General features: G+C 47.5%; 17 protein-coding genes. 7 read left to right on the top strand and 10 right to left on the bottom strand.

What is annotated here, in order from left to right:
• Window positions 1–106: 106 nt before the first annotated feature.
• From QMA13_RS35245 to QMA13_RS35235, 3 genes are all read right to left on the bottom strand, one after another.
• The gene (locus QMA13_RS35245; protein WP_282938398.1) at window positions 107–307 is read right to left on the bottom strand and encodes a hypothetical protein; all 201 of its coding nucleotides are present in this window, start codon (window positions 305–307) and stop codon (window positions 107–109) included.
• A gap of 41 nt (window positions 308–348) precedes the next feature.
• Window positions 349–1,248, bottom strand: coding sequence for a LysR family transcriptional regulator (locus tag QMA13_RS35240; protein ID WP_282938397.1), 900 nt, complete (start codon window positions 1,246–1,248; stop codon window positions 349–351).
• A gap of 118 nt (window positions 1,249–1,366) precedes the next feature.
• Window positions 1,367–3,193 (bottom strand): sulfatase family protein, encoded by a 1,827-nt coding sequence (locus tag QMA13_RS35235; protein WP_282938396.1) that lies wholly within the window; start codon window positions 3,191–3,193, stop codon window positions 1,367–1,369.
• A 163-nt stretch (window positions 3,194–3,356) separates the two neighbouring features.
• Here QMA13_RS35235 and QMA13_RS35230 point away from each other — a divergent pair, with 163 nt between their 5' ends.
• From QMA13_RS35230 to QMA13_RS35220, 3 genes are all read left to right on the top strand, one after another.
• A complete protein-coding gene (locus QMA13_RS35230) occupies window positions 3,357–4,331 on the top strand; it encodes an aldo/keto reductase (RefSeq protein ID WP_282938394.1) in 975 nt (324 codons plus the stop codon).
• A gap of 200 nt (window positions 4,332–4,531) precedes the next feature.
• A complete protein-coding gene (locus QMA13_RS35225) occupies window positions 4,532–4,981 on the top strand; it encodes a MarR family winged helix-turn-helix transcriptional regulator (RefSeq protein WP_282938392.1) in 450 nt (149 codons plus the stop codon).
• A gap of 3 nt (window positions 4,982–4,984) precedes the next feature.
• A complete protein-coding gene (locus tag QMA13_RS35220) occupies window positions 4,985–5,530 on the top strand; it encodes a glutathione peroxidase (RefSeq protein ID WP_282938391.1) in 546 nt (181 codons plus the stop codon).
• A 93-nt stretch (window positions 5,531–5,623) separates the two neighbouring features.
• Here QMA13_RS35220 and QMA13_RS35215 read toward each other — a convergent pair whose 3' ends face one another.
• From QMA13_RS35215 to QMA13_RS35195, 5 genes are read right to left on the bottom strand one after another with little or no spacing between them, the layout of a single operon-like run.
• Complete coding sequence (locus QMA13_RS35215) at window positions 5,624–6,733, bottom strand: Ger(x)C family spore germination protein (protein ID WP_282938390.1); 1,110 nt, start codon at window positions 6,731–6,733, stop codon at window positions 5,624–5,626.
• On the bottom strand, window positions 6,733–7,830 hold the full coding sequence (locus QMA13_RS35210; protein WP_282938389.1) for a GerAB/ArcD/ProY family transporter: 1,098 nt from the start codon (window positions 7,828–7,830) through the stop codon (window positions 6,733–6,735). Before QMA13_RS35210 ends, QMA13_RS35215 begins: the two co-directional genes overlap by 1 nt.
• Before the next feature lie 40 nt (window positions 7,831–7,870).
• A complete protein-coding gene (locus QMA13_RS35205; protein ID WP_282938387.1) occupies window positions 7,871–8,989 on the bottom strand; it encodes a Ger(x)C family spore germination protein in 1,119 nt (372 codons plus the stop codon).
• On the bottom strand, window positions 8,986–10,086 hold the full coding sequence (locus tag QMA13_RS35200; protein ID WP_282938386.1) for a GerAB/ArcD/ProY family transporter: 1,101 nt from the start codon (window positions 10,084–10,086) through the stop codon (window positions 8,986–8,988). Before QMA13_RS35200 ends, QMA13_RS35205 begins: the two co-directional genes overlap by 4 nt.
• A complete protein-coding gene (locus QMA13_RS35195) occupies window positions 10,083–11,624 on the bottom strand; it encodes a spore germination protein (protein WP_481858266.1) in 1,542 nt (513 codons plus the stop codon). Before QMA13_RS35195 ends, QMA13_RS35200 begins: the two co-directional genes overlap by 4 nt.
• Before the next feature lie 210 nt (window positions 11,625–11,834).
• On the opposite strand from QMA13_RS35195, the gene QMA13_RS35190 reads away from it, so the two are divergent.
• Both QMA13_RS35190 and QMA13_RS35185 read left to right on the top strand, forming a co-directional pair.
• Window positions 11,835–13,634 carry a sensor histidine kinase gene (locus QMA13_RS35190; RefSeq protein WP_282938384.1) on the top strand — a complete coding sequence of 600 codons (1,800 nt, stop codon included), beginning with the start codon at window positions 11,835–11,837 and terminating at the stop codon, window positions 13,632–13,634.
• Entirely contained in the window at window positions 13,600–15,222 is a 1,623-nt protein-coding gene (locus QMA13_RS35185; RefSeq protein WP_282938383.1) for a response regulator, read from the top strand. The genes QMA13_RS35190 and QMA13_RS35185 overlap by 35 nt, the downstream gene beginning before the upstream one ends.
• A gap of 250 nt (window positions 15,223–15,472) precedes the next feature.
• On the opposite strand, the gene QMA13_RS35180 is transcribed toward QMA13_RS35185, so the two are convergent.
• Window positions 15,473–16,600 (bottom strand): FtsW/RodA/SpoVE family cell cycle protein, encoded by a 1,128-nt coding sequence (locus QMA13_RS35180; protein ID WP_282938382.1) that lies wholly within the window; start codon window positions 16,598–16,600, stop codon window positions 15,473–15,475.
• Between the two features lie 208 nt (window positions 16,601–16,808).
• On the opposite strand from QMA13_RS35180, the gene murI reads away from it, so the two are divergent.
• Window positions 16,809–17,576, top strand: coding sequence for a glutamate racemase (murI, locus tag QMA13_RS35175; RefSeq protein ID WP_282938380.1), 768 nt, complete (start codon window positions 16,809–16,811; stop codon window positions 17,574–17,576).
• Window positions 17,577–17,671: 95 nt separating this feature from the next.
• Here murI and QMA13_RS35170 read toward each other — a convergent pair whose 3' ends face one another.
• The gene (locus tag QMA13_RS35170) at window positions 17,672–18,031 is read right to left on the bottom strand and encodes a group I truncated hemoglobin (RefSeq protein WP_282938378.1); all 360 of its coding nucleotides are present in this window, start codon (window positions 18,029–18,031) and stop codon (window positions 17,672–17,674) included.
• A 308-nt stretch (window positions 18,032–18,339) separates the two neighbouring features.
• Here QMA13_RS35170 and QMA13_RS35165 point away from each other — a divergent pair, with 308 nt between their 5' ends.
• Window positions 18,340–19,698, top strand: a complete 1,359-nt coding sequence (locus tag QMA13_RS35165) for an ABC transporter substrate-binding protein (protein WP_282938376.1) — start codon at window positions 18,340–18,342, stop codon at window positions 19,696–19,698.
• Window positions 19,699–19,739 lie beyond the last annotated feature (41 nt).

Raw genomic sequence — 19,739 nt, 5'->3', positions numbered from 1 at the left:
TCTTCGGTCTTTTGTTGGTTTATAGGGTTACAGGTGGAGCTGCGGAGGCTAAGCTTTAGTGCTGAAAAACAGCGCTAAGGTCTGTGAATCTTCGCTTGAAGCTGCATTAACGCCGATAAACCGCGTTAAATGAGCCGAATAAGCCTACTGGTGTGTCCGGCGCCAGCTTAGTGCCGAAAAAAAGCGCTAAAGGCCAAGAAGCTGAGCAGTCAGCGGCTATAACGCTGGAAAACCGCGTTAAATCAGGCTGGTCATTCACATATGGCATAAGAAATCCGCACCCGATCCAGTGTACACCTAAGATCACGGATCCTCCGCAGGTGTATCTTGCCTTCACGAGGCACATTACTACCCTTGATACACCGAACGCACGTAGTGAACGAATTTGTTCACAGAGGACAGATCCATAGCTGATTCGCGGTAGATCATCCATGTCTTCCTTAGCAGCAGCTCCCCGTTCTGTTTCACCAAGTCCATAGTGTGAAATTCATCATCCTCGGTCAAACAAATGCGAGGAATAATCGCATAGCCGAGGCCATGCTTAACAAGCTCCTTGCACGTCTCGAAGCTGTCTACCTGCATCGTTATAATAGGCGGTACAGTGAACCGGTCCTGCCACCAATTCTCGATGGACTTGCTGAGAAACGAGTCCGTTTTATATTTAATCTTATCCTTTTTCGCGCCGAGCTGATAATGGATTCGTGGAAGCAGCGGCAGCTTATCGATTTCGATAGGGTGATTGGAAATAATACATATCGGCTCTTCGTTGATAAGAAACTTCTGCTCGATCCAGTGATAATCGCCGCGTATGATGGCAAGATGGACATCGTCATCCTGGAGCAGCTGAAAAATATCCGAGCTTAGTCCGGTACGAAGATTTACCTGCACATGCGGATGCAAGTCTACAAAATGCTTCATGATCGCAGGAAGCTTATATAGGGCGAAGTTACTGGAGGCACCGATTTTTAATGAGCCTCTGACGTCGATATCCTGCAGATTGGCAAGCTGCTCCTTTGTTTTGCGCAGCTCGAACTGCATTTTTTTGGCATAATGGACCAGATGCTCGCCTTCCGCTGTGAATTGAATCTTTTTTCCGCTTCGCGTGAACACTTTAATGCCGAATTCCAGTTCAATCTGCTGAAGACGATAAGTTAAGGCTGGTTGAGAGATGAAAAGCCGTTCGGCGGCTTTCGTTATGTTTTGTTCCTCGTAAATGGACTCTAGAAGAGTCCAGTCTTGTTCGTTCAATGGAATGCGTCCCCTTCCAGAACATATTGTTCCTATTATATCAGAAAAGGGGGAGGGGTGCTTGGATTACGTGTTGGGAGCTTGCAGCATGTTTACAGAAGGCCCCTTCTTAAATCCTTCAGCAGTCGGGCATACCGGGGACAGGACCACTGCTTGGAGTCAGGCGCTTGGACGCACATTGCTCCACAAGCATGACCGAGAGAATACGTTGAATCCTCCGGCTTTCGTCCGTAGCATAGGCAGAGATGGCCAAGTTCCGCTGCTCCAATGGATCGACGGACAAATTGTATAATTCATATTCGTCATGTACAGGTGATGTTTTGGTAAAAGTAACACAGCTCGAGCTTGTGAAGGATCCAGGGTTGATGGGCATACCTGGAGGGTGATGCGGCTTAGTGCAGGTTTTAGTCACATCCTTTTTCCCTGGATCGCTCCAAAATTGCGGATTGTCGAAGTAGCGGGAATATTTCCACAGCTCATTGCGCGTCCCGTTTGCCAAGACGGCGATTACCGTCTCTACATGATTCGGCTGAACGACGGAGATGTAGGGTACTCCGAATAAGTTCGTTTGATGAAGTCCGCGCGTAATATCGTCATCCGTCATGTAATAGACAGGTTCATTGCTTCGGTCTGGAACGCCAGTACCGAGAATAAGGGCGGACAGGTCGCGGCCCACGAGAGGATGCACTTCATTATGTGTGTTCCTTAGCTGCTTCTGCAGGCTTGCTGCATCCGCTCCAGCGAGTCCGAGCAGAGTGGGCAGCACATCCACGTGACTTGTCAGCATCTCGACGGTGTAATGCTTATCAAATAGAAGTGGGCTATGGACAAGGAAGGGGACGTGGACTGTTTCCTCATAGGCCTGATACCATTTCTGAAACAAACCTCCATGGGCCCCTAGCATATCTCCATGGTCCGAGGTGAAGATGACGATCGTCTCTTCATAGAAGGACGATGCCTGAAGGGCCTGCAATACTTTGAGCATTTCCTGATCCGCCTTCTTTTGCAAGGAATAATAAAGACGTCGGTAGTGGGACGTATCCTTGGTAGGCTGGAAAGCATGCTGATAGACTTCCTTATAACTGCGCTGGGCTCTAGGCTTTGTATCCAGCGGCTCATCCGCTGTTGGAGCAGGCGGAACGTAAGGGAGTGTCGGATCGACATCAAAGTTAAATTGCGGAGCAAGCCGCGACAGCTCCCCATACAGACTAATGTCATGAGGATTGACGAAGGATGACACGATAAGCCAAGGAGCCACTGTGTCCTGCGGGTCCATAGTGCGCTCAGCATCAAGCGCCTGGATGAGCTCAACGGACTCCTGAGCATAGATGGGGTCTCGGCCGCTCACACCGAATGCTGCCGATGAGCCTGAATTGTACGGATTACTATGAGTCGGCTCGGGCCCGACCCAGCCGTGAAAGCCAAAGCCCGCCAGCCGGTCCGCTCCAAGATAGTCATCGACCTTCAGCGGATCGGGGATTCCATTGCTCTCGAAGTAGCTCGCCAGTGAAGTTTTCGTGCCAGGAATGATCAGGTCTGCTTGCGAAACATGCCATTTTCCTCTTAAATATGTGCGATAACCCAGCTGTTTGAAGTAATCGCCTATTGTCGGGACGGTGTTCGGGTCCAGCCAGAACGTGTCTGCATCAAAGTCACCCTTGGCAATGCCAGGGGTCTGGCTCACTCCATGGAGTGATGGATACTGGCCTGTAAAAAAAGTGGCCCTGCTGGGAGAGCAGGCGGTGCTGCCGATATAATGGCGCTTGAATTCAAGTGCGTTCTTACGAAGGAGCTCTTGTGCGATCAGATTATTTTTACGCCAAACTCGCAGCTCTTCGTTATCATAGACCATAGGGTACCGTTCTTGATCTACGATAAAGATGAGGATGTTAGGCTTGTTTTTGAAAGAATTTAGGGGTGTTGGTTGTTCCTTTGCCGCAGCCATACAAACCACTCCTATTGTTCGATTGAGTGTTCTTGTATAAGAAATGCAATTTCGAGCTAATCATTCCCAAATGGTAGAATGACATCATTGAATGATTCCAAATCGTATCTACCGTACAGGTCATGCAACAACTTATATTATGTTGAGAAAAGGAGAACATGACATGCAATTTAGACGCTTAGGAAATAGCGGCTTGAAAGTTTCCGCTCTGGGGTTAGGGACTAATGCCTTCGGCAAACGTGCTGATCAAGAAACCTCCATGCAAATTATTCATCATGCATTGGATAACGGGATCAATTTCATCGATACGGCCAATATTTACGCCCAGTCTGAGTCGGAAAGAATCATTGGCCTGGCGCTGGCAGGCAAACGTCATGAAGTGGTTCTGGCAACAAAGGCTGGCCTGGTCCGCGGACCGGGACCTAATGAGCGCGGGTCGTCTCGCTATCATCTGCAGCAGGAATTGGAGAACAGTCTGCGCCGGCTGAAGACGGATTATGTGGATTTGTACCAAATCCATACGTTTGATCCGGATACGCCTCTCGAGGAAACGCTCCGGGCTCTGGACGATATGGTTCGCTCAGGGAAAGTGCGTTATATCGGTGCATCTAACTATGCGGCATGGGAGCTTATGAAGGCGCTCGGCATCAGCGAGCGGCTGGGACTAAATCGATTTGTTTCCACACAAATCAGCTATTCTTTGGCTGACCGGACGCCAGAGCAGGAGCTTGTACCTCTCTGCCTGGATCAAGGGGTCGGTATCATTCCTTATTTTCCTTTGGCAGGGGGAATTCTTACGGGGAAATACAGCTCTCCTGATGCTGCGCCTCCAGGATCACGCGCAGACACTGATCCGAACTTCAGCCGTTTTCTAAGTGAAGACAAAATTGCACTTGGCAGAAGAGTGGAGCAGCTGGCTGGGGAAGCGGGCTGCTCCCCGAGCGCACTATCGCTTGCTTGGCTCATCCAGCAGCCGGTCGTATCGACGGTCATCGTAGGGGCGACACGAGTGGAGCAGGTAGCCGCCAATTTGATGAGCTTGTCGGTAAATATGGCTCCAGACCATTTGAAAGAAATGGATTCCATCAGCGAATCGTTTCGCTATGGAGCTCCATTTGCTTTGTATCGGCTGCCTTAATATACCGCCGAAGCAGTTACGGTATTGCTTCGTTGGATGAATTTTAAATTATTCTATTTGAAAGTCCGACATCTTGGGGTGCCGGACTTTTGTATACAATTCATGGAGAACAAGTATTGACCAAAACGAAAGAGTGTGTTAAATTGTGAGTAATTCAATTGTACACAATTTAATTATGCGAAATCAAGTTGGAGGTGCGGATGAAAAAGGATGAATGGTTGAAGCTGGATAATCAGCTGTGTTTTGCCGTATATGCATGCTCCAAAGAAATTACGAGGCTGTATCGGCCTCTTCTGGATGAGCTGGGTCTGACTTATACGCAGTATGTAACCTTACTGGCTCTGTGGGAATCGGATGACGTAACGGTGAAAGACCTGGGCAGCCGTCTTTATTTAGATTCCGGCACCTTGACGCCGCTGTTAAAGCGATTGGAGCAGATGGATCTTATCCGTCGGGTTCGCGACAGCAAGGATGAACGCCAGGTAAGGATATGCCTCACGGAGCAGGGAGCGAAGCTGAAAGAGCAGGCTTACGATATCCCGAGCCAGTTATTTTGCCAAATGGGTATTGAAAAGGAAGAAGCGGCTGAGTGGCGCGAGAAGTTAACGGCACTCCTGCATACAATCCATCAAATGAAAACGGAGGAATGAATCATGTCTATTTATCATATTTCCGCAGAAACACTGCAAGGGCAAGAGATACAGCTGGAGCAATACAAGGGCAAAGTTCTTCTTATTGTTAACACAGCTAGTAAATGCGGCTTTACGCCTCAATATACCGACCTGCAAAAGCTTCATGAACGCTATAGCGCTCAAGGCTTGGAAATTCTAGGCTTCCCATGCAATCAATTTAATGAACAGGAGCCCGGCAGCAGCGAAGAGGTACAGTCGTTTTGCCAAATCAATTATGGCGTACAATTTCAATTGTTTGAAAAAACGGATGTTCGAGGCCATGACGCTCACCCAGTATTCCGCTATTTGACGGAACAGGCGCCTTTCGAGGGGTTTGACCTGAGCAATGCCAGCGGACGACTGCTGCATGCCTTTCTGCAGGAAAAGCAGCCTGAATTGCTAGTAGGCGACGAGATCAAATGGAATTTCACCAAATTTCTCGTGGATCGCAACGGCAACGTGGTAGGACGGTTTGAGCCGGCCGTGGAACCTATGGACATGGAACCGAGCATTGAAGCTCTGCTGTAACCGCTGGACTTTACGATGATAAGAAGACTGCCTGGACGATTCGCTGATCGTCTGGCAGTCTTTTTGCATGCAGGAGATTGGAAAGGGATGCTCTTACGGAACGGGCCCAAGCTTTGTTATTTCGGTCTGGAAGGTAACCCGGATCACCGAGCGGGCCAGCGCCTCGCCCCAGTGATCCTGCACTTCTTTCCACTGCGCATTATGATAAGCTCTTGCATGCAAGCCGAGCCCGATCGGGTCGATTTGGGCTTTTTGGAACTTCGCGATCAGGCTGAGGCACTCCTTCTCCAGCTCTTCGTTAATGATCTTCTCAAGCTTCGGTGAAGACAGCACTGTAAAACGCGGAAACTGCTTCTCCACTAGGCTGAAGCTGATTCGAACGATAATATCGAACTCGAACCGGCCTTCATTGTAAGCACTGTTCACTTGAAGCTTAAGCTTCTCAGGCAAAATGGTCAGCTTCTTTTTTATCATCCCGCCATCCGGCTGCTTTTGCGGAATACTGACCGTCATCGATAGATCTTCCTTGGTTTTGCGCTGTAAAATTTGCAGCAGTGTGTTCTCCTGCCTCGTGATCAACGACACATATTTCCCCTGTTCGTTAAGCAGTGCAGTACCTTTGACTTCAATATCGTTTACTTTCTTGATTTCGGAGATAGAGGGCGTAGTCCCTCTCTCGTACATTTGGCGATGAAGCTCCTGCAGCGTGGTTTTGACCGTGATGTTTCTTTCGTTAGCCGTATCAATAAGCTTGGACAAATGCTCTGGCAGACTTGGCTTGTCTTTAGGATGGAAGTGAATGACCTCCGAGATGGGTCCATCTACCGCAACGACTCTTGCGTTAACTGTGAATTTGGTATCTCGAAACGCAACGTCCAGCAGAGGAAACCAGTCCGCTTGCTGCAGCAAGCGTTTGCCAAGCAGCAGCACTTGTACTTTCCCACGAACGGTCAATGCTGTCGTCAGTCCATCCAATTTTTTCTCAGATTGGACTGTGGTCGATGAGGTGACCTCATTCTCCTCGTCTTTTCTCTTCGCTTCTTTATTAAACACAGGGCTCGACAGATAATAGACCAACCGGTCATTTTCATCCAAATCGATCCCCATCATAAGTCCTATCGACATATCCTCAAGATCCAGACGATCATTGCATCCTGGAAGAATGGCTAATAGGGCAATCCATAGACAAAGAAGTCGCTTCATTAGTTTCTCCTCCGCTTAAGCAGTCGGTGGCCTCCGATGTAAAGCCATAAACCGACGGGAAGCGCAAAGGAAATCAGCACTCCCGCATTGCCGAGAATCTGCTGCCACTGATCATTCTTATCAAACGAGAGCTTGAACCCTATAGTCGCTGCAATCGTCAGAAGCAAGAACACGATAAGATGAAGGTGATGATTCTGTTTACCGAACAACTGACTGCTGCAGAATACAGCCCAGAACATATAAGGCATCCAGGTGGTAGAAATAATGAATAAGTAAAAAGCTAGAAAGACGATCTCCAGCCGTTCCAGAAAGCTTAATTCGACGACCTTCAATATATTGAGCGTAGGTTCATTAAATTGCAAAATGCCCTCAGGACTGAAGAAGACGAAGCAGCAGATCGTCACGAACAGAAATACAAGCATAGACAAAGTGTTCGCGATTACGATCCCTAGGGCGGCAGATTCCTTTTTCTGTAAAAAAGGATATAGAAAAAAGGCAGTTTCGAACCCAAGAAATGAGTAGATCGTAAACGAAGCGGTATGCAGGATAGGGGCCCAACCGTCCTTGACCAGCGGCAGCAGATATTCCCAATGAGCATCCTTCAGCGGAACCAAATAAAATAGAGGCATCCACAAGGAGATATAGAACACAAGCTCGGAATATCTGCCCTGAATGCGAAGACCGTTGCGAACAACGAGATAAGTGGGAATGCAGAAAAGAATCATCAGGGTATAGTCCGCCGTCTGAGGCAGGATCCATGAGCTGATGAACAGAATAGCACGGCTTATGACGGTATAAGCCAAAAATCCGAAATAGAACGCAAACAGCAAGCTGAAGACTTTTCCCGCCCATACCCCGAAATATCGCGGCAGCAAGTCGATTAATGTATCCTCCGGATGATTCTTCATCACTTGAACGAGAAAGAGGCTGGCTATGACGGATATGACCCATCCGATAATGATGGCCATCCAGCCGTCGGTCCCTGCAGTTGCGGCCAACTGACGAGGCAGCTGAAGGATGCCTATTCCGATCTGGGAACCGTGAATGAGGAGGGTGTACTGCATGAACGTAATATTGTTGTAGGCATATTTCTTCACCTCATAGCCACCCCCCGATCTTTTATCGATGTGCTGGACCTTAATTGATGGGACCGGAACCTTTGATCTTCACTCCAACAGTGACTTTAACATCGGCCTTGGACCACGCTTCGTGCCAGTGATTTTTAACCTCAGACCATGCTTTATATTGGTAAGCTCTCGCCCATACGCCGTAGCCTACGGGATCGGCCTTATGCTTCTGCATGTTTTTGATGAGCGTTTGCAGTTGAATTTGCATCTGATCCTGAATCATTTGCTCCAGCTGGTGGCCTTCTGTTCTCATGTTATAAGGAAACAGCCGCTCCGTCAGCGAAATGGTCATATTCACATGCGTCCGGAACCGAAAGCGCCCCTGTTCATAAGTTGTTTTCGTTTTGGTGGAGAGATGCTGAATGATGAAGCTCAGCTTGTTCTGATCGTAGAAATCCGTCTTTTCGCCTACCGGAACGGAGAGAGTCAAAGACTGTTCTCCATGCTTATGCTCCTGTAAAATACGCAGCAGCGTCGTTTGTTGGAGGTTGAGCGAATCGGCGTACTTTCCGTCTTTTTGCAGCAGCGTTGTTCCTATAAGCTGAAGTTCCTTATCCTTTTTTATTTCCGAGATGAAAGGAGTCATTCCCCTGTCGGTCATTTGCCGATGCAAATCCAATAAGTTCGTGCTAACCGTTATATTGCGCCGATGGTTCTCCTCGATGAGCCGGGTAATATAGACAGGAAGCAATGGCTTGTCCTTAGGGGAAAAATGGATAATGTCCGAGACGGAGCCATCTACGGCCACGATCTTCGGAGATAAGCTATTCTTGGCATCACGGTAAAACGTATCAAATAGAGGGAACCAATCCCCTCTTTGCAAAAGGCGTTGACTGAGCAGGATGAGCTGTACTTTTCCGTCCACGCTTAAGGCGGTGACCATAGCGTCGAATACTTCTCTGGCTTCGTGAAACGTTGAGGCCTTTACCCCGAATTCCTCTTCCTTATCCTTGGCTTCCTTGTTAAATACAGGACTTGATTCGTAGAACACCAGATTGTTATTGCGGTCCACATCGATTCCAAGGATAAGCACTACGGTCAGATCCTCCAGGTTGTGCCGATCTCTGCAGCCGGAGAGGAGAAGTGTGAGCAAGATAACCCCTGTCAGAACCTGTGCGCGTCTCATCATGTGCGACTCCTCCCATGAACCAATTCTTTCCCTCGTATGTACAACCACAAAAGGACCGGCATCGCAAAGGCATACACCAGACCTGCCCCAGTCAGCAAATGAAACCAATCTTCCAACTGATTCGCTGAGGGATCGAGGAAATAAGCCAACACTACAATACAGGCCAACAAGACCAGCACATGATTTTGATGATCCTGTTTTCCGAGGAGCCAGCTTGTGCAAAAGACGGTGTTGTACATAAGAACGACCCATGTGGCGGAAATAACGAATAGATAGCCGGACAAAAAAACAAGCTCCAGCCGTTCCACGAAACGAAATTCTACGACCTTCAGCAGGTCCAAGGTGGGCTGATGATATTGAGTGATTTCATCAGGACTGAAAAAGGCAAAGCAGGATAGCGCCGTCATTAAAAAAAGAATCATGGACATCGTATTGGCAATTGTAATGCCTAAGACCGCTGACTGCTTTTTTTTCAGAAACGGATATAAAATCAGTGCGGAGTCAAAGCCAAGAAAGGAATATACGGTTACCAAGGTAGCTTGGAATAAGGGACTCCATCCTTCTCCGAGAAGCGGCAGCAGGTGCAGCGGGTGTCCATCCTTCAATGGAGCCAACAAGAAGACGGCCATAGGAATCGTCAGGAAAAAGACGAGCTCGTTATACCTTCCTATAATCCGAATTCCGTTGCGGGTAATGAGATAAGTCGGAATCGAGAACAAAATCATTAAAATAAATAGCGGTGTTTGGGGAAGCATCCACTCCTGGATCATCAAGCCCGTAGCTATAATGCAGGTCAAGCTTGAAAAGGCGTAAAACACCGCCATCAATGCGGCTCCGATTCTACCGATCGTTTTGCCAAAGTAATGAACCAGCAAATCGGGCAGTGTTCCGTTCGGATATCTTTTCATAACCGAGATGATGAAGAGGCTGGCGGCTACGGAGCTCGCCCAGCCCAACAGGAGCGGTACCCATCCGCTGACCCCGGCCTTCTCCGCCAAATGGCGGGGCAGAGCTAACTGCCCGATTCCGAGCTGAGAGCCGTGAATGAGAAAAATATATTGCATCAGAGTGATTTCGTTGTACTGATACTTCTTCATTTGCCGTCACCTCTTGGGTGATTGGAGCCCTGCCGTTTATCCTGGAGAGGTCTTGCGCTGACCGGGCGCTTATTCATTTTCCATATTGGCAGCCGGACAAACGTGTCTTTCCAGTCGGCGAAACGCATAGGTGCCACTGGGCTGCCATAAGGCGTACCGAGTGATTCGAGTGAAATCAGATGAGCGATGAGGGTCATTAACCCGATGACGATTCCTACGATACCGAACATAGAAGCGATAATCATCATAGGAAAACGGATAAGACGAATGGCAGAGGCCATATCATAGTTCGGAATAATAAAGGAAGCGATTGCTGTTGCCGCTACCACGATAACCATGACATTGCTCACTATGCCTGCTTGAACCGCCGCTTGACCTATAACGATACCCCCTACGATACCCACAGTTTGTCCGATCGGTGTTGGTAAGCGAATACCAGCCTCCCGCAGCATTTCCAATGTAATTTCCATCAGAAGGGCTTCGACAATAGGAGGGAAGGGCACGCGTTCCCTTGATTCCCCGATCGATAAAATCAGCTTTATCGGGATAACCTCATAATTAAATGAGATCGCTGCGATATAGAGGGCCGGGAGAAAGGCAGCCACAATAAAACCAACAAAACGCAATAATCGAATAAACGTGGCGATGAGCCAACGTGTACTATAATCGTCCAGACTCTGGAAAAATGACGTGAACGTCGCAGGGCCAATCAGAACGCTGGGAGAGCGATCGACAACGACAGCGAACCTTCCTTGCAATATTTGAGATGCCGCAGCATCCGGCCGCTCCGTCGACAAAAATTGAGGGAACGGGGAATAGGGATTGTCTTCAATAAATCCTTCCAGTTCCCCTGTGTTCAATATCGCATCGACATCCAGCCGCCCGATTCGGTCTTCCAGCTCCTTTAGGACGTCGGGATGAGCGACATCGGCTAAATAAAGGATGGACACTTTTGTTTTGCCTCTTCGACCTACCGTAAGCTCCCTCATTTTGAGCTCCCGATTCGGAATGTACCGGCGAATCATGGCGATATTCTGAGTGCCTGTTTCTACAAAGCCCTGATGGGCGCCCTTCAGAGAAGACTCGATCTGCGGATCTTCGATGGATCGCTGCGGCCAGCCTTGGGTGTCGAAGGTCTGTACCTCGGATTGCCCCTCTGTAAAAAGAACGCTGTAGCCTTGGAAGATAGCCAACTCGACGTCTTCCCAGCGCTTCAGCTTCATAATATATCCGATGGTTACGGAGGACGATGAATCGGAACTGCCGTTGGTGGTACCGTTCTGAAGCGGACGGAGCACGTTATTGTTGATAGAGTTTTTGTCGTTAAGACCGTTCAAGTATACAAGTGCTGCCTCATGCCCTGTAGATTGGATGGTCAGGTGCCGTATGACAAGATCGGGGGCCAGACTGAAGAGAGTGCTTAATTCCGCTATGTTAGCCGCAAGCGAGGTGTTGACCATGCCTGATAGCTTCTCCTGCGCTTGGTGTGGCGGTGCAGGTTGGTGCGTTTTCCATTTAAACCAGTGAAGAAAGCTCATAGTCATCCCATTCCGATCCTTCATTTATTGTTTAATATGGCATAAGATGAAAAAATTATGCGGAAAGGGCTCATAACAGAGAGCTTATCTTGTTTGACTGCCTCCCTCCATTTTTTTGAAATCGGACACGAGCGTGGTATGATTTATAGCATAAACTCGGTCTCATGAGTCGTATGGGGCTGGAACGGTCGTAAGAAGGGATCGAGCATCATGTTTCGTTATTTATTGAATAAATATCCATTTAAGCACCGTTTGCGTATCGCTTTTGTTCTGATGATTATTTTGTCGGTCATGACCGTCGGCTGGACAACCTACTATATTTCGGCCAACGTTGTGCAAAACAATGCATTGAAGCTAAGCCAGGATACATTGAACAAATCATCGCAAGCTTTTGACGAGAAGCTGAACCATGTCGCGCTATCTTTGATGACGCTGGTTATTAGCAGCTCCTACGAACAGACAATGAGAGACGTCATAACGGGAGACCAATCTAGCTACTTTGCCCATTATGCTGCGCTGCAAACGCCGTTTATGCAATTGAAGCTGAACGAACCGCTGCTGCACTCCGTTTTGCTGACTACGCCGATAGGGGATTTTTATCCTGCGGATGCGCCAAGACAGACTCAGAATGGCTTTGTCGGCACGCCAATGTACGATAGAATTCATGAGGAGCGCCATGCCATTTGGATAGAAGGGCATAAGGACACCTTTTTTGCGGGGGAAGTTCCTGTCCTTTCTTTGGTGATCAATGCGATTGCCAGCTTCCCGGTTCCTAACTCTTATATTATTGTGAATCTGAGAGAAGATGGCCTTCTTCACTTTCTAACGGATAATATTAACGAATGGCGTGAAGGTGTTACGATTATGAAAGAGGATGGAACATCGGTGTTCATGCAAAGGCCGTATCAATACGGTGATATGCTGAAAGAACCTGAGTTCCGGGAGCGAATCGGCTCCCAATTGCAAGGGGCATTCGACTTTGATTTCCACGGCGATACGTATCTGGTGAACTTCGTCAAATCTTCGGTTGATCCCAGCTGGACTTACATTAGCGTTAAGCCAACCGATGAGCTTATGAGCCAGGCGAATGGGATCAAGTGGACAACACTCCTTGTAATGGTCATTTGTATCATCATCGGTTTTCTCGTATCCAACGGACTTAGCACGCTGCTCGCCAATCCGCTGACCAAGCTTCAGAAGCTAATGCGGCGCGCGGGAGATAACGATCTGGGCGTACGTTTCGAAACTGGCGGTAATGACGAGGTGGCCCAGGTAGGTAAGCAGTTTAACCGGATGCTGGAGCAGATCGCGCAGCTGATTGAGGCGAACCAGCGTGTGGAAAAAGATAAGCACAGGGCGGAGATCAAGGCGCTGCAGGCGCAGATCGACCCGCATTTTCTATACAATACGTTAAACACGATTTACTGGAAAACGCAGCTGAAGAAATCTGAAGAGGTCGGTCAGATGGTGATGGCGTTATCGCGGCTGTTCCAGCTCGGTCTCAACAACGGCAAAGAACTGACAACAATCAAGAAAGAATTGTTGCACGTGGAGCAATATTTGTCGCTTCAACAAAGATGCTACGAGAATTTGTTTGAATTTCGGATCGAGGCTCCGCAAGAAGAGGATATTCAGCAGCATTCGATATTGAAGGTACTCCTGCAGCCGCTGGTAGAGAACTCCATTTTACACGGATTTAAGAACAAGCAGGATGGGGGCCTCATTATTGTAAGGTTGGAGCCCGTTGAAGACCGCTTGGTATTTACTATTCAGGATAACGGTCACGGTATGGATGCCGATACGCTTCAATCACTCCGTCAAGCTGCCGAATCGTCGGATAGCTATGCCCTTCACAATATTGTCGAACGGCTGCAGCTGTATTACGAGAATGAAGCGGGTATGACCATTGACAGTACCTTAGGGTCAGGGACCACGGTGACAGTGGTGCTGCCATGGTACAGAGGAGGGGAAGAGGATGGACTCGACGATGATCCGAATGATCGTCATTGATGATATTAAGGACGTTGTAGACGGCCTTGTGAACGGAATATCGTGGGAGCAGTATGGCATTGCCATTGCAGGAGCATGTCTGAATGGGGAAGATGGCTTGAAGCTTGCCTTGAAGGAGCAACCGGATATTATCGTTACCGATATTCGCATGCCGAAGATGGATGGACTGACGATGACGCGTTCCATTGTCCAAGCGCTGCCACAATGCAAAATCATATTGATCAGCGGCTTCAGCGATTTCGAATACGCTCAGGAAGCGATTCGTCTGGGGGCCTTCGATTTCGTCACGAAACCATTCTCGCTGGAGGACATTACCGAGACGGTACAGAAAGCGCGACTGGCCGTGCTTGAAGTGAAACGTCAGCAGTCGAATATTCGGGAGATGGAGCGGCGGGTGAAGGAAAGCTTGCCTGTATTGCGGCAGGAGTTCTTTAATCTGCTGATTCACCACAAGGCTCACGAGAACAAGATTCGTGAGCGATGGGACTTTCTCCAGATCGGGCTCGACCGGGAAAACTTCGTCGTAATGGTGCTTGAAATCGACCGGTTTCAGGAGATCAGCAAGGACTGGCCGGTAAGCGAAATTGAGCTGGTACGCTTTACATTGCAAAATATTTTGGAGGAAACGATCCACAATCACACGAAGGGTGTGATATTCCGGGACTCCGATGGTCGGTTCGTTGTTATATATAACGAGTATGATGAAGAAAGTCCGTCTGCGTTAGCAGAGCGCTGCTGTGATCATATTGCCCGTTATGCTAAATACACCGTATCAATTGGGGTAGGCAATCGTGCTGGCAAAATTCATGAGCTGCCGCTGTCCTATCAGCAGGCGACAACGGCGATGTCGTACCACTTTTATACCGGGGGTAATGGGGTTGTATGTTATGGTGACGTTATCGAGGACAACCAGCAGCTTCCCAAATATCCTGCAGATCGGGTACAAGATATCGCCTTCGCGCTGCAATCCGGCAACCGGGAGCGAACGCTCGGCATCCTTGAAGAAGTGTATGATGAACTGGTCCACTTTAAGCCGCGCCCGCAGCCGCGGTATCTCGCTTTGCTGCTTCACGGATTCGCGAATATGCTGGTGCGAATGCTGTTGGAAAAGCTGTCTTATGAGGATATTGAGCCGCTCGAGGAGCTGCTGCAGGAAATGGAGGCGAGCAGCGGGCGTACCGTTCACGATATTTATGGTCTGCTGAAGCAAATCTGCGAGCAGGGCTGCAGCATCGTGGAGGAGCGGAGCGCTTCGCAGGCGCATCTGGTCATTGAGCAGGCGATTGCCTATATCAGGCAGCATTTGTCGGCAGAGCTGACCGTAGCACACTGCGCTTCGCAGGTGCATCTGAGCGGCAGCTATTTCGCCAATTTGTTCAAGAAAGTGACCGGCATGAGCTTCAACCAATTTGTCACCGCCTTGCGGATGGATAAAGCGAAGGAAATGCTGCTGCAGAACCGACAGATTCAAGAAATTGCATCCGCGCTCGGGTATGAGGAGCGGCGGTACTTCAGTGACGTATTCAAGAAGGTTACGGGGATGACTCCTTCGGAGTTTCGTCAAAACGCAGGACTCTCTGAAACATAAAAAGCCCTCTTATCGCTAGAGGGCAGGCTTTAGAGAAAACCGGTCTTGCGTGAAATTTGCGATATAATTAGATGGGATTGTGGTTCGGAGGAGTTTACGTCCGCCTTTGAAAACCGTGAAAATACCACTAATTCAAATCAAATTCACGGGTTTCAACAGCGGCCGGAGTGGCACATTCCATCGGATTATACTAGCAATATTCAAGCTGTTTTTCTAAAGCTTCACAACTAAACGATCAGAGGGCTCCCAGTCAATCTCGATGAATGTGCGCACTAAGTATAAGACCAATAGAGAACATATTAATAATATTGGAAGTTCCCCCGTAACTGATAAAGGGGAGGGTAATCCCGGTCAGCGGCATCAGGCCCATGAGCATTCCGATGTTCTCAAAGATTTGGAACAGCATAACAGCCGATACTCCTACGGCAATAAATCCCGAAGTGTAATTGCCGCTAGAATTCAAGAATAACAGCTTGCTCAGCAGGATTAAATAGAGCGCGATCAGAATGGAGCACCCGATAAAGCCGAATTCTTCGCCAATAACAGCAAAGATGGAATCAGAATACGCGAATGGAATGCGTCCGCGGTTTTTCGAGCTGCCCTGCATAAAGCCTTCGCCGGTTAATTGTCCCGAGCCAATGGCGGTTATTGTTTTTTTGACATGATAGGTGGCGTCGTCCGAAGCTTGATCCGGCATTAAATAGGTATCGATGCGCTCTGACCAATGTCCGAGCTTTTTGTCCAGCAAAAATTGCTCTATCGGCTCATGATAGTGAACATAGCTGTATACGAAGGCGGTTAAGGAAGCCGCTATGAGCATGATCAGCAGAAGCATATGCTTGTATTTCAAATTTCCCATCCAAAGCATAGCGAAGAGAATAACAAGATAAATAATGGCATTTCCCAAATCCGGCTGGATCAGAACAAGAGCAAAAGGTACAAAGGTCATGAGAGCCATGGGAACTACATCGCGTATAATTCTTAAGTGATCGTAGTTTTTTTGCTCAAGCAGCTTTACCATAGCTAAGATCAGAACGATTTTCATCAATTCGGCAGGCTGAAAGTTAAATCCGAATGGCAGCTCGAACCAGCCCGAGGCTCCATGAATTTCGCTGCCCAGCTTATATACGGCAATCAATAGAAGCAGGGCTACACCATAGATGTAATACGAAATGTTCACGATCAAGCGGTAATCCCAAATGGCTGTCACTATCAAAACGAAGAAACCGATACCGTAATTGATCATATTTTTTATATAAAGATTGTGGTACTGTTCATCATAGGTCGTTGCACTCTTTATTAATAAAGTACTAATAATCATGAACAAAAACAGAAGGATTAGAACGTTGTAATCCAGTTTTTTTATATTTCGAATCATGGTACAGCAGTTCTCCTTATAGCTTCGTGCGTTTAACCAGCGATCTCCTTATAAAGGAATTTATTAGTGTGGAGCGGTTTACTCAGTGTAACATATTATGAAGCGATTATACATTTTTCCGTGAGACGGCTGTGGTACTAGTAGAAAAGATAGCTGAGCCGCAGTAAAATAATAAAAACGAACATAAAGATAGAAAAGAGTGAATGTGTTGAAAATCGGCATTTTTGACTCGGGTATCGGCGGGATAACCGTACTTCACCAGGCATTGAAGCAGCTGCCTAATGAAGATTATATTTACTATGCAGACACCTTGAACGTTCCGTATGGCGAGAAGCCGAAGGAGGAAGTGAAGGGGTATATATTTGAAGCGGTCGATTTTATTGCCCGGCAGGGAGTAAAAGCTGTCGTTATCGCTTGCAATACGGCGACGAGTGTGGCGGTGGAGGATTTGCGCGCCAAATACGCTTTTCCGGTTCTCGGTATTGAGCCTGCTGTGAAGCCGGCCGTGCAAGCGAGCGAGGCAATGGGCAAAAGAGTGCTGGTTCTGGCTACTTCGTTGACGCTTAAGGAGAAGAAGTTTCATGATCTGGTAGACCGCATCGATAGCCATGCTATCGTAGATAAGCTGCCACTGCCTAACCTGGTTCAGTTCGCAGAGCGATATGAATTCCATGAAGAGGCTGTCACACGCTATTTAGAGGACCAACTATCTCCGTTCGACCTGAAGCAGTATGGAACTATCGTTCTGGGCTGCACGCATTTCCCTTTTTTTAAAGGAAGTCTTAGAAAATTATTTCCGGATGATGTCGTTTTGATGGATGGGAGCGTAGGCACAGTCAAAAACTTAAAACGAGTGCTCGAAGCAAGCAATCAGATCAACGAGGGTACGGGGCAGGTAACCTTCTATACTTCCAGCGTTAAAGTGGAGGATGGGGCATTATTGTCTAAATATCATCAGCTGTTGGAAATGCTTTAAGTGATAGTATCCAGTAATATATGCGGTCGGTCATAAATAAAAGCCCTGAGATGCCCATTTCCCTGTGAAGGAGCGGCAAGAAGGGCTTTTTCGTTTTACTTGTAAAGGATATTGTCCTTTAACGTGGCTACGTGGGTTAATACCTCATCGATTTTAGCTTCCTCCACTCCGAAATGGGAGAGCGCGTCATGAAGATGCGTGGCTACAGCATTAAAATGCTCTGGCTGGAGATTCATCCCCTCGTGAGCTTTTTCCATGGATTTGCCGGAATATTGATTAGGTCCTCCAAGAGCAAAGCTAATAAATTTCGCTTGATGCCTCCGCTGCTTCTCCATATCCGTTTTGGAAAAGAAGAAATTAATGGAATCATCGGCCAAAATTCGCTTATAAAATTCGTCTACGACTTTTGAAATGGCCGCTTCTCCGCCTAATTGTTCGTAAAGAGTGGATGTCACTAATCAGTACCTCCCGTATTAATTAATACTTATATGTACCTTTACACTATAGCATCTTTTTCCAATCGAATGAAATTCTTGATGCAGTCTGTAATATAGGATGTCCGCGCTTTATACCATTTATCATAATTTTTTCATAGGTTTTAACCATTCAAAACGTGGGTCCAACTTAGAGGGGGAAAAATGTTTGTAGGACCATCGTCGGATTTTATCCCTTTGTCGTCGTTTCACCGCACTCCATTTTCGACAAAAATCGCATATTCTAGATACATAAGAGAAACCTAAGTTTTGAACAGGAGGGTTACATTATGGTAAAAAAATCAATGGCAGCTCTGCTTTGCTTGTCTTTAGCTTTTACGGCTGCAGCCTGTGGAAATAAAGAGGACGGCGCTAATGCTGGAGGAGCAAGCAGTGGTGGTAAAACCAAACTGACATTCTGGACAGCTGACCGTCATGATGCCGATTATATTAAAGGTCTTGTAGAGAAATTCAACGCGGATAACCAAGATATCGAAGTGGAAATGAGCGTTATGTCGGAGAACTATGTTCAATCCGTCGATCTTGCTTACGCAAGCGGACAAGCTCCAGACATTCTTAATGCTAAATTCGATTTCGTGAACATGGCTCGTAAGGGTTATTTTGAGCCGCTTGATTCGTTCATGAAGGACGATATGAAAAAACGCTTTGAAAGCACATTGAGAGACAGCGCGAACACGTACGATGGCAAGATCTATACATTGCCGAACTACGGTACAACGATTCGCTTAGTGTATAACCAAGAATTGTTCGAAAAAGCGGGCATTGCTAATCCGCCAAAAACGCTTCAAGAAATGGTGGATGCAGCCAAAAAGATTACCGATATGGGTAAAAAAGACGGCATCTATGGATTTGCTGAGAACTTTAAGAACCCTACAGGTGCTATGGAGCGTTCCGTTCGTAACATTCTCGAAGTGAGCGGCTACGGCGTAGACGGCTTTAATTTCAAAACCGGTAAATACGACTTCGCAGGCTACAAAGAAGTGATCACTGCGCTCAAGCAAATGAAAGATAACGGCAGCATGCTGCCAGGCGTCGAATCGATGGATATTGACCCGCTGCGCGCACAATTCGCTGCAGGCAAAATTGGTATGTACTTGTCCTACTCTGCGGAAATCGGCGTTTACCAAACCCAATTCCCTACGAAAATCAAATGGGCTGCAGCCGATGTACCATCCATTGACGGCAATATCAAAGGCCTAAACGGAATGAACGGTGCACAATGGCTGTCCATTAGCAGCAGCTCCAAAAATAAAGAAGCGGCATGGAAGTTCATGAACTACATGTACAGCGAAGAAAACCTTGTGAAATATGCAGAAACAGGTCTGGGTATGCCAGTTCTTCAATCTGTTGCAGAAAAAATGAAAACTCCGGATATTTACGGCTACAAAGAATTTGTGCCTAATAAATCCGATGCTATCTGGCCTATCAAACCAAACGTGGATAGCTCACTGCAAGGTTTGAAATATGCGGATGCGTTCTGGAAATATGTATTGGACGGCAACGGCGATCTGGACAGCATCATTGCTGATTTGACCAAACGTTATAACGAGGCTCTTGATAAATCGGTGAAAGCCGGCGATGTGAAGGTAACTCCGGATCCGAACTTTGATCCAATGAAATTGAAGTAATGTAGGTTGTAACTCGTAAAATGATTCAGAGGCGGGACCTT

It is taken from the genome of Paenibacillus sp. RC67, assembly GCF_030020805.1.
Taxonomy (GTDB): Bacteria; Bacillota; Bacilli; order Paenibacillales; family NBRC-103111; genus Paenibacillus_S.
This window is presented reverse-complemented; position numbering and strand designations above follow the sequence as displayed.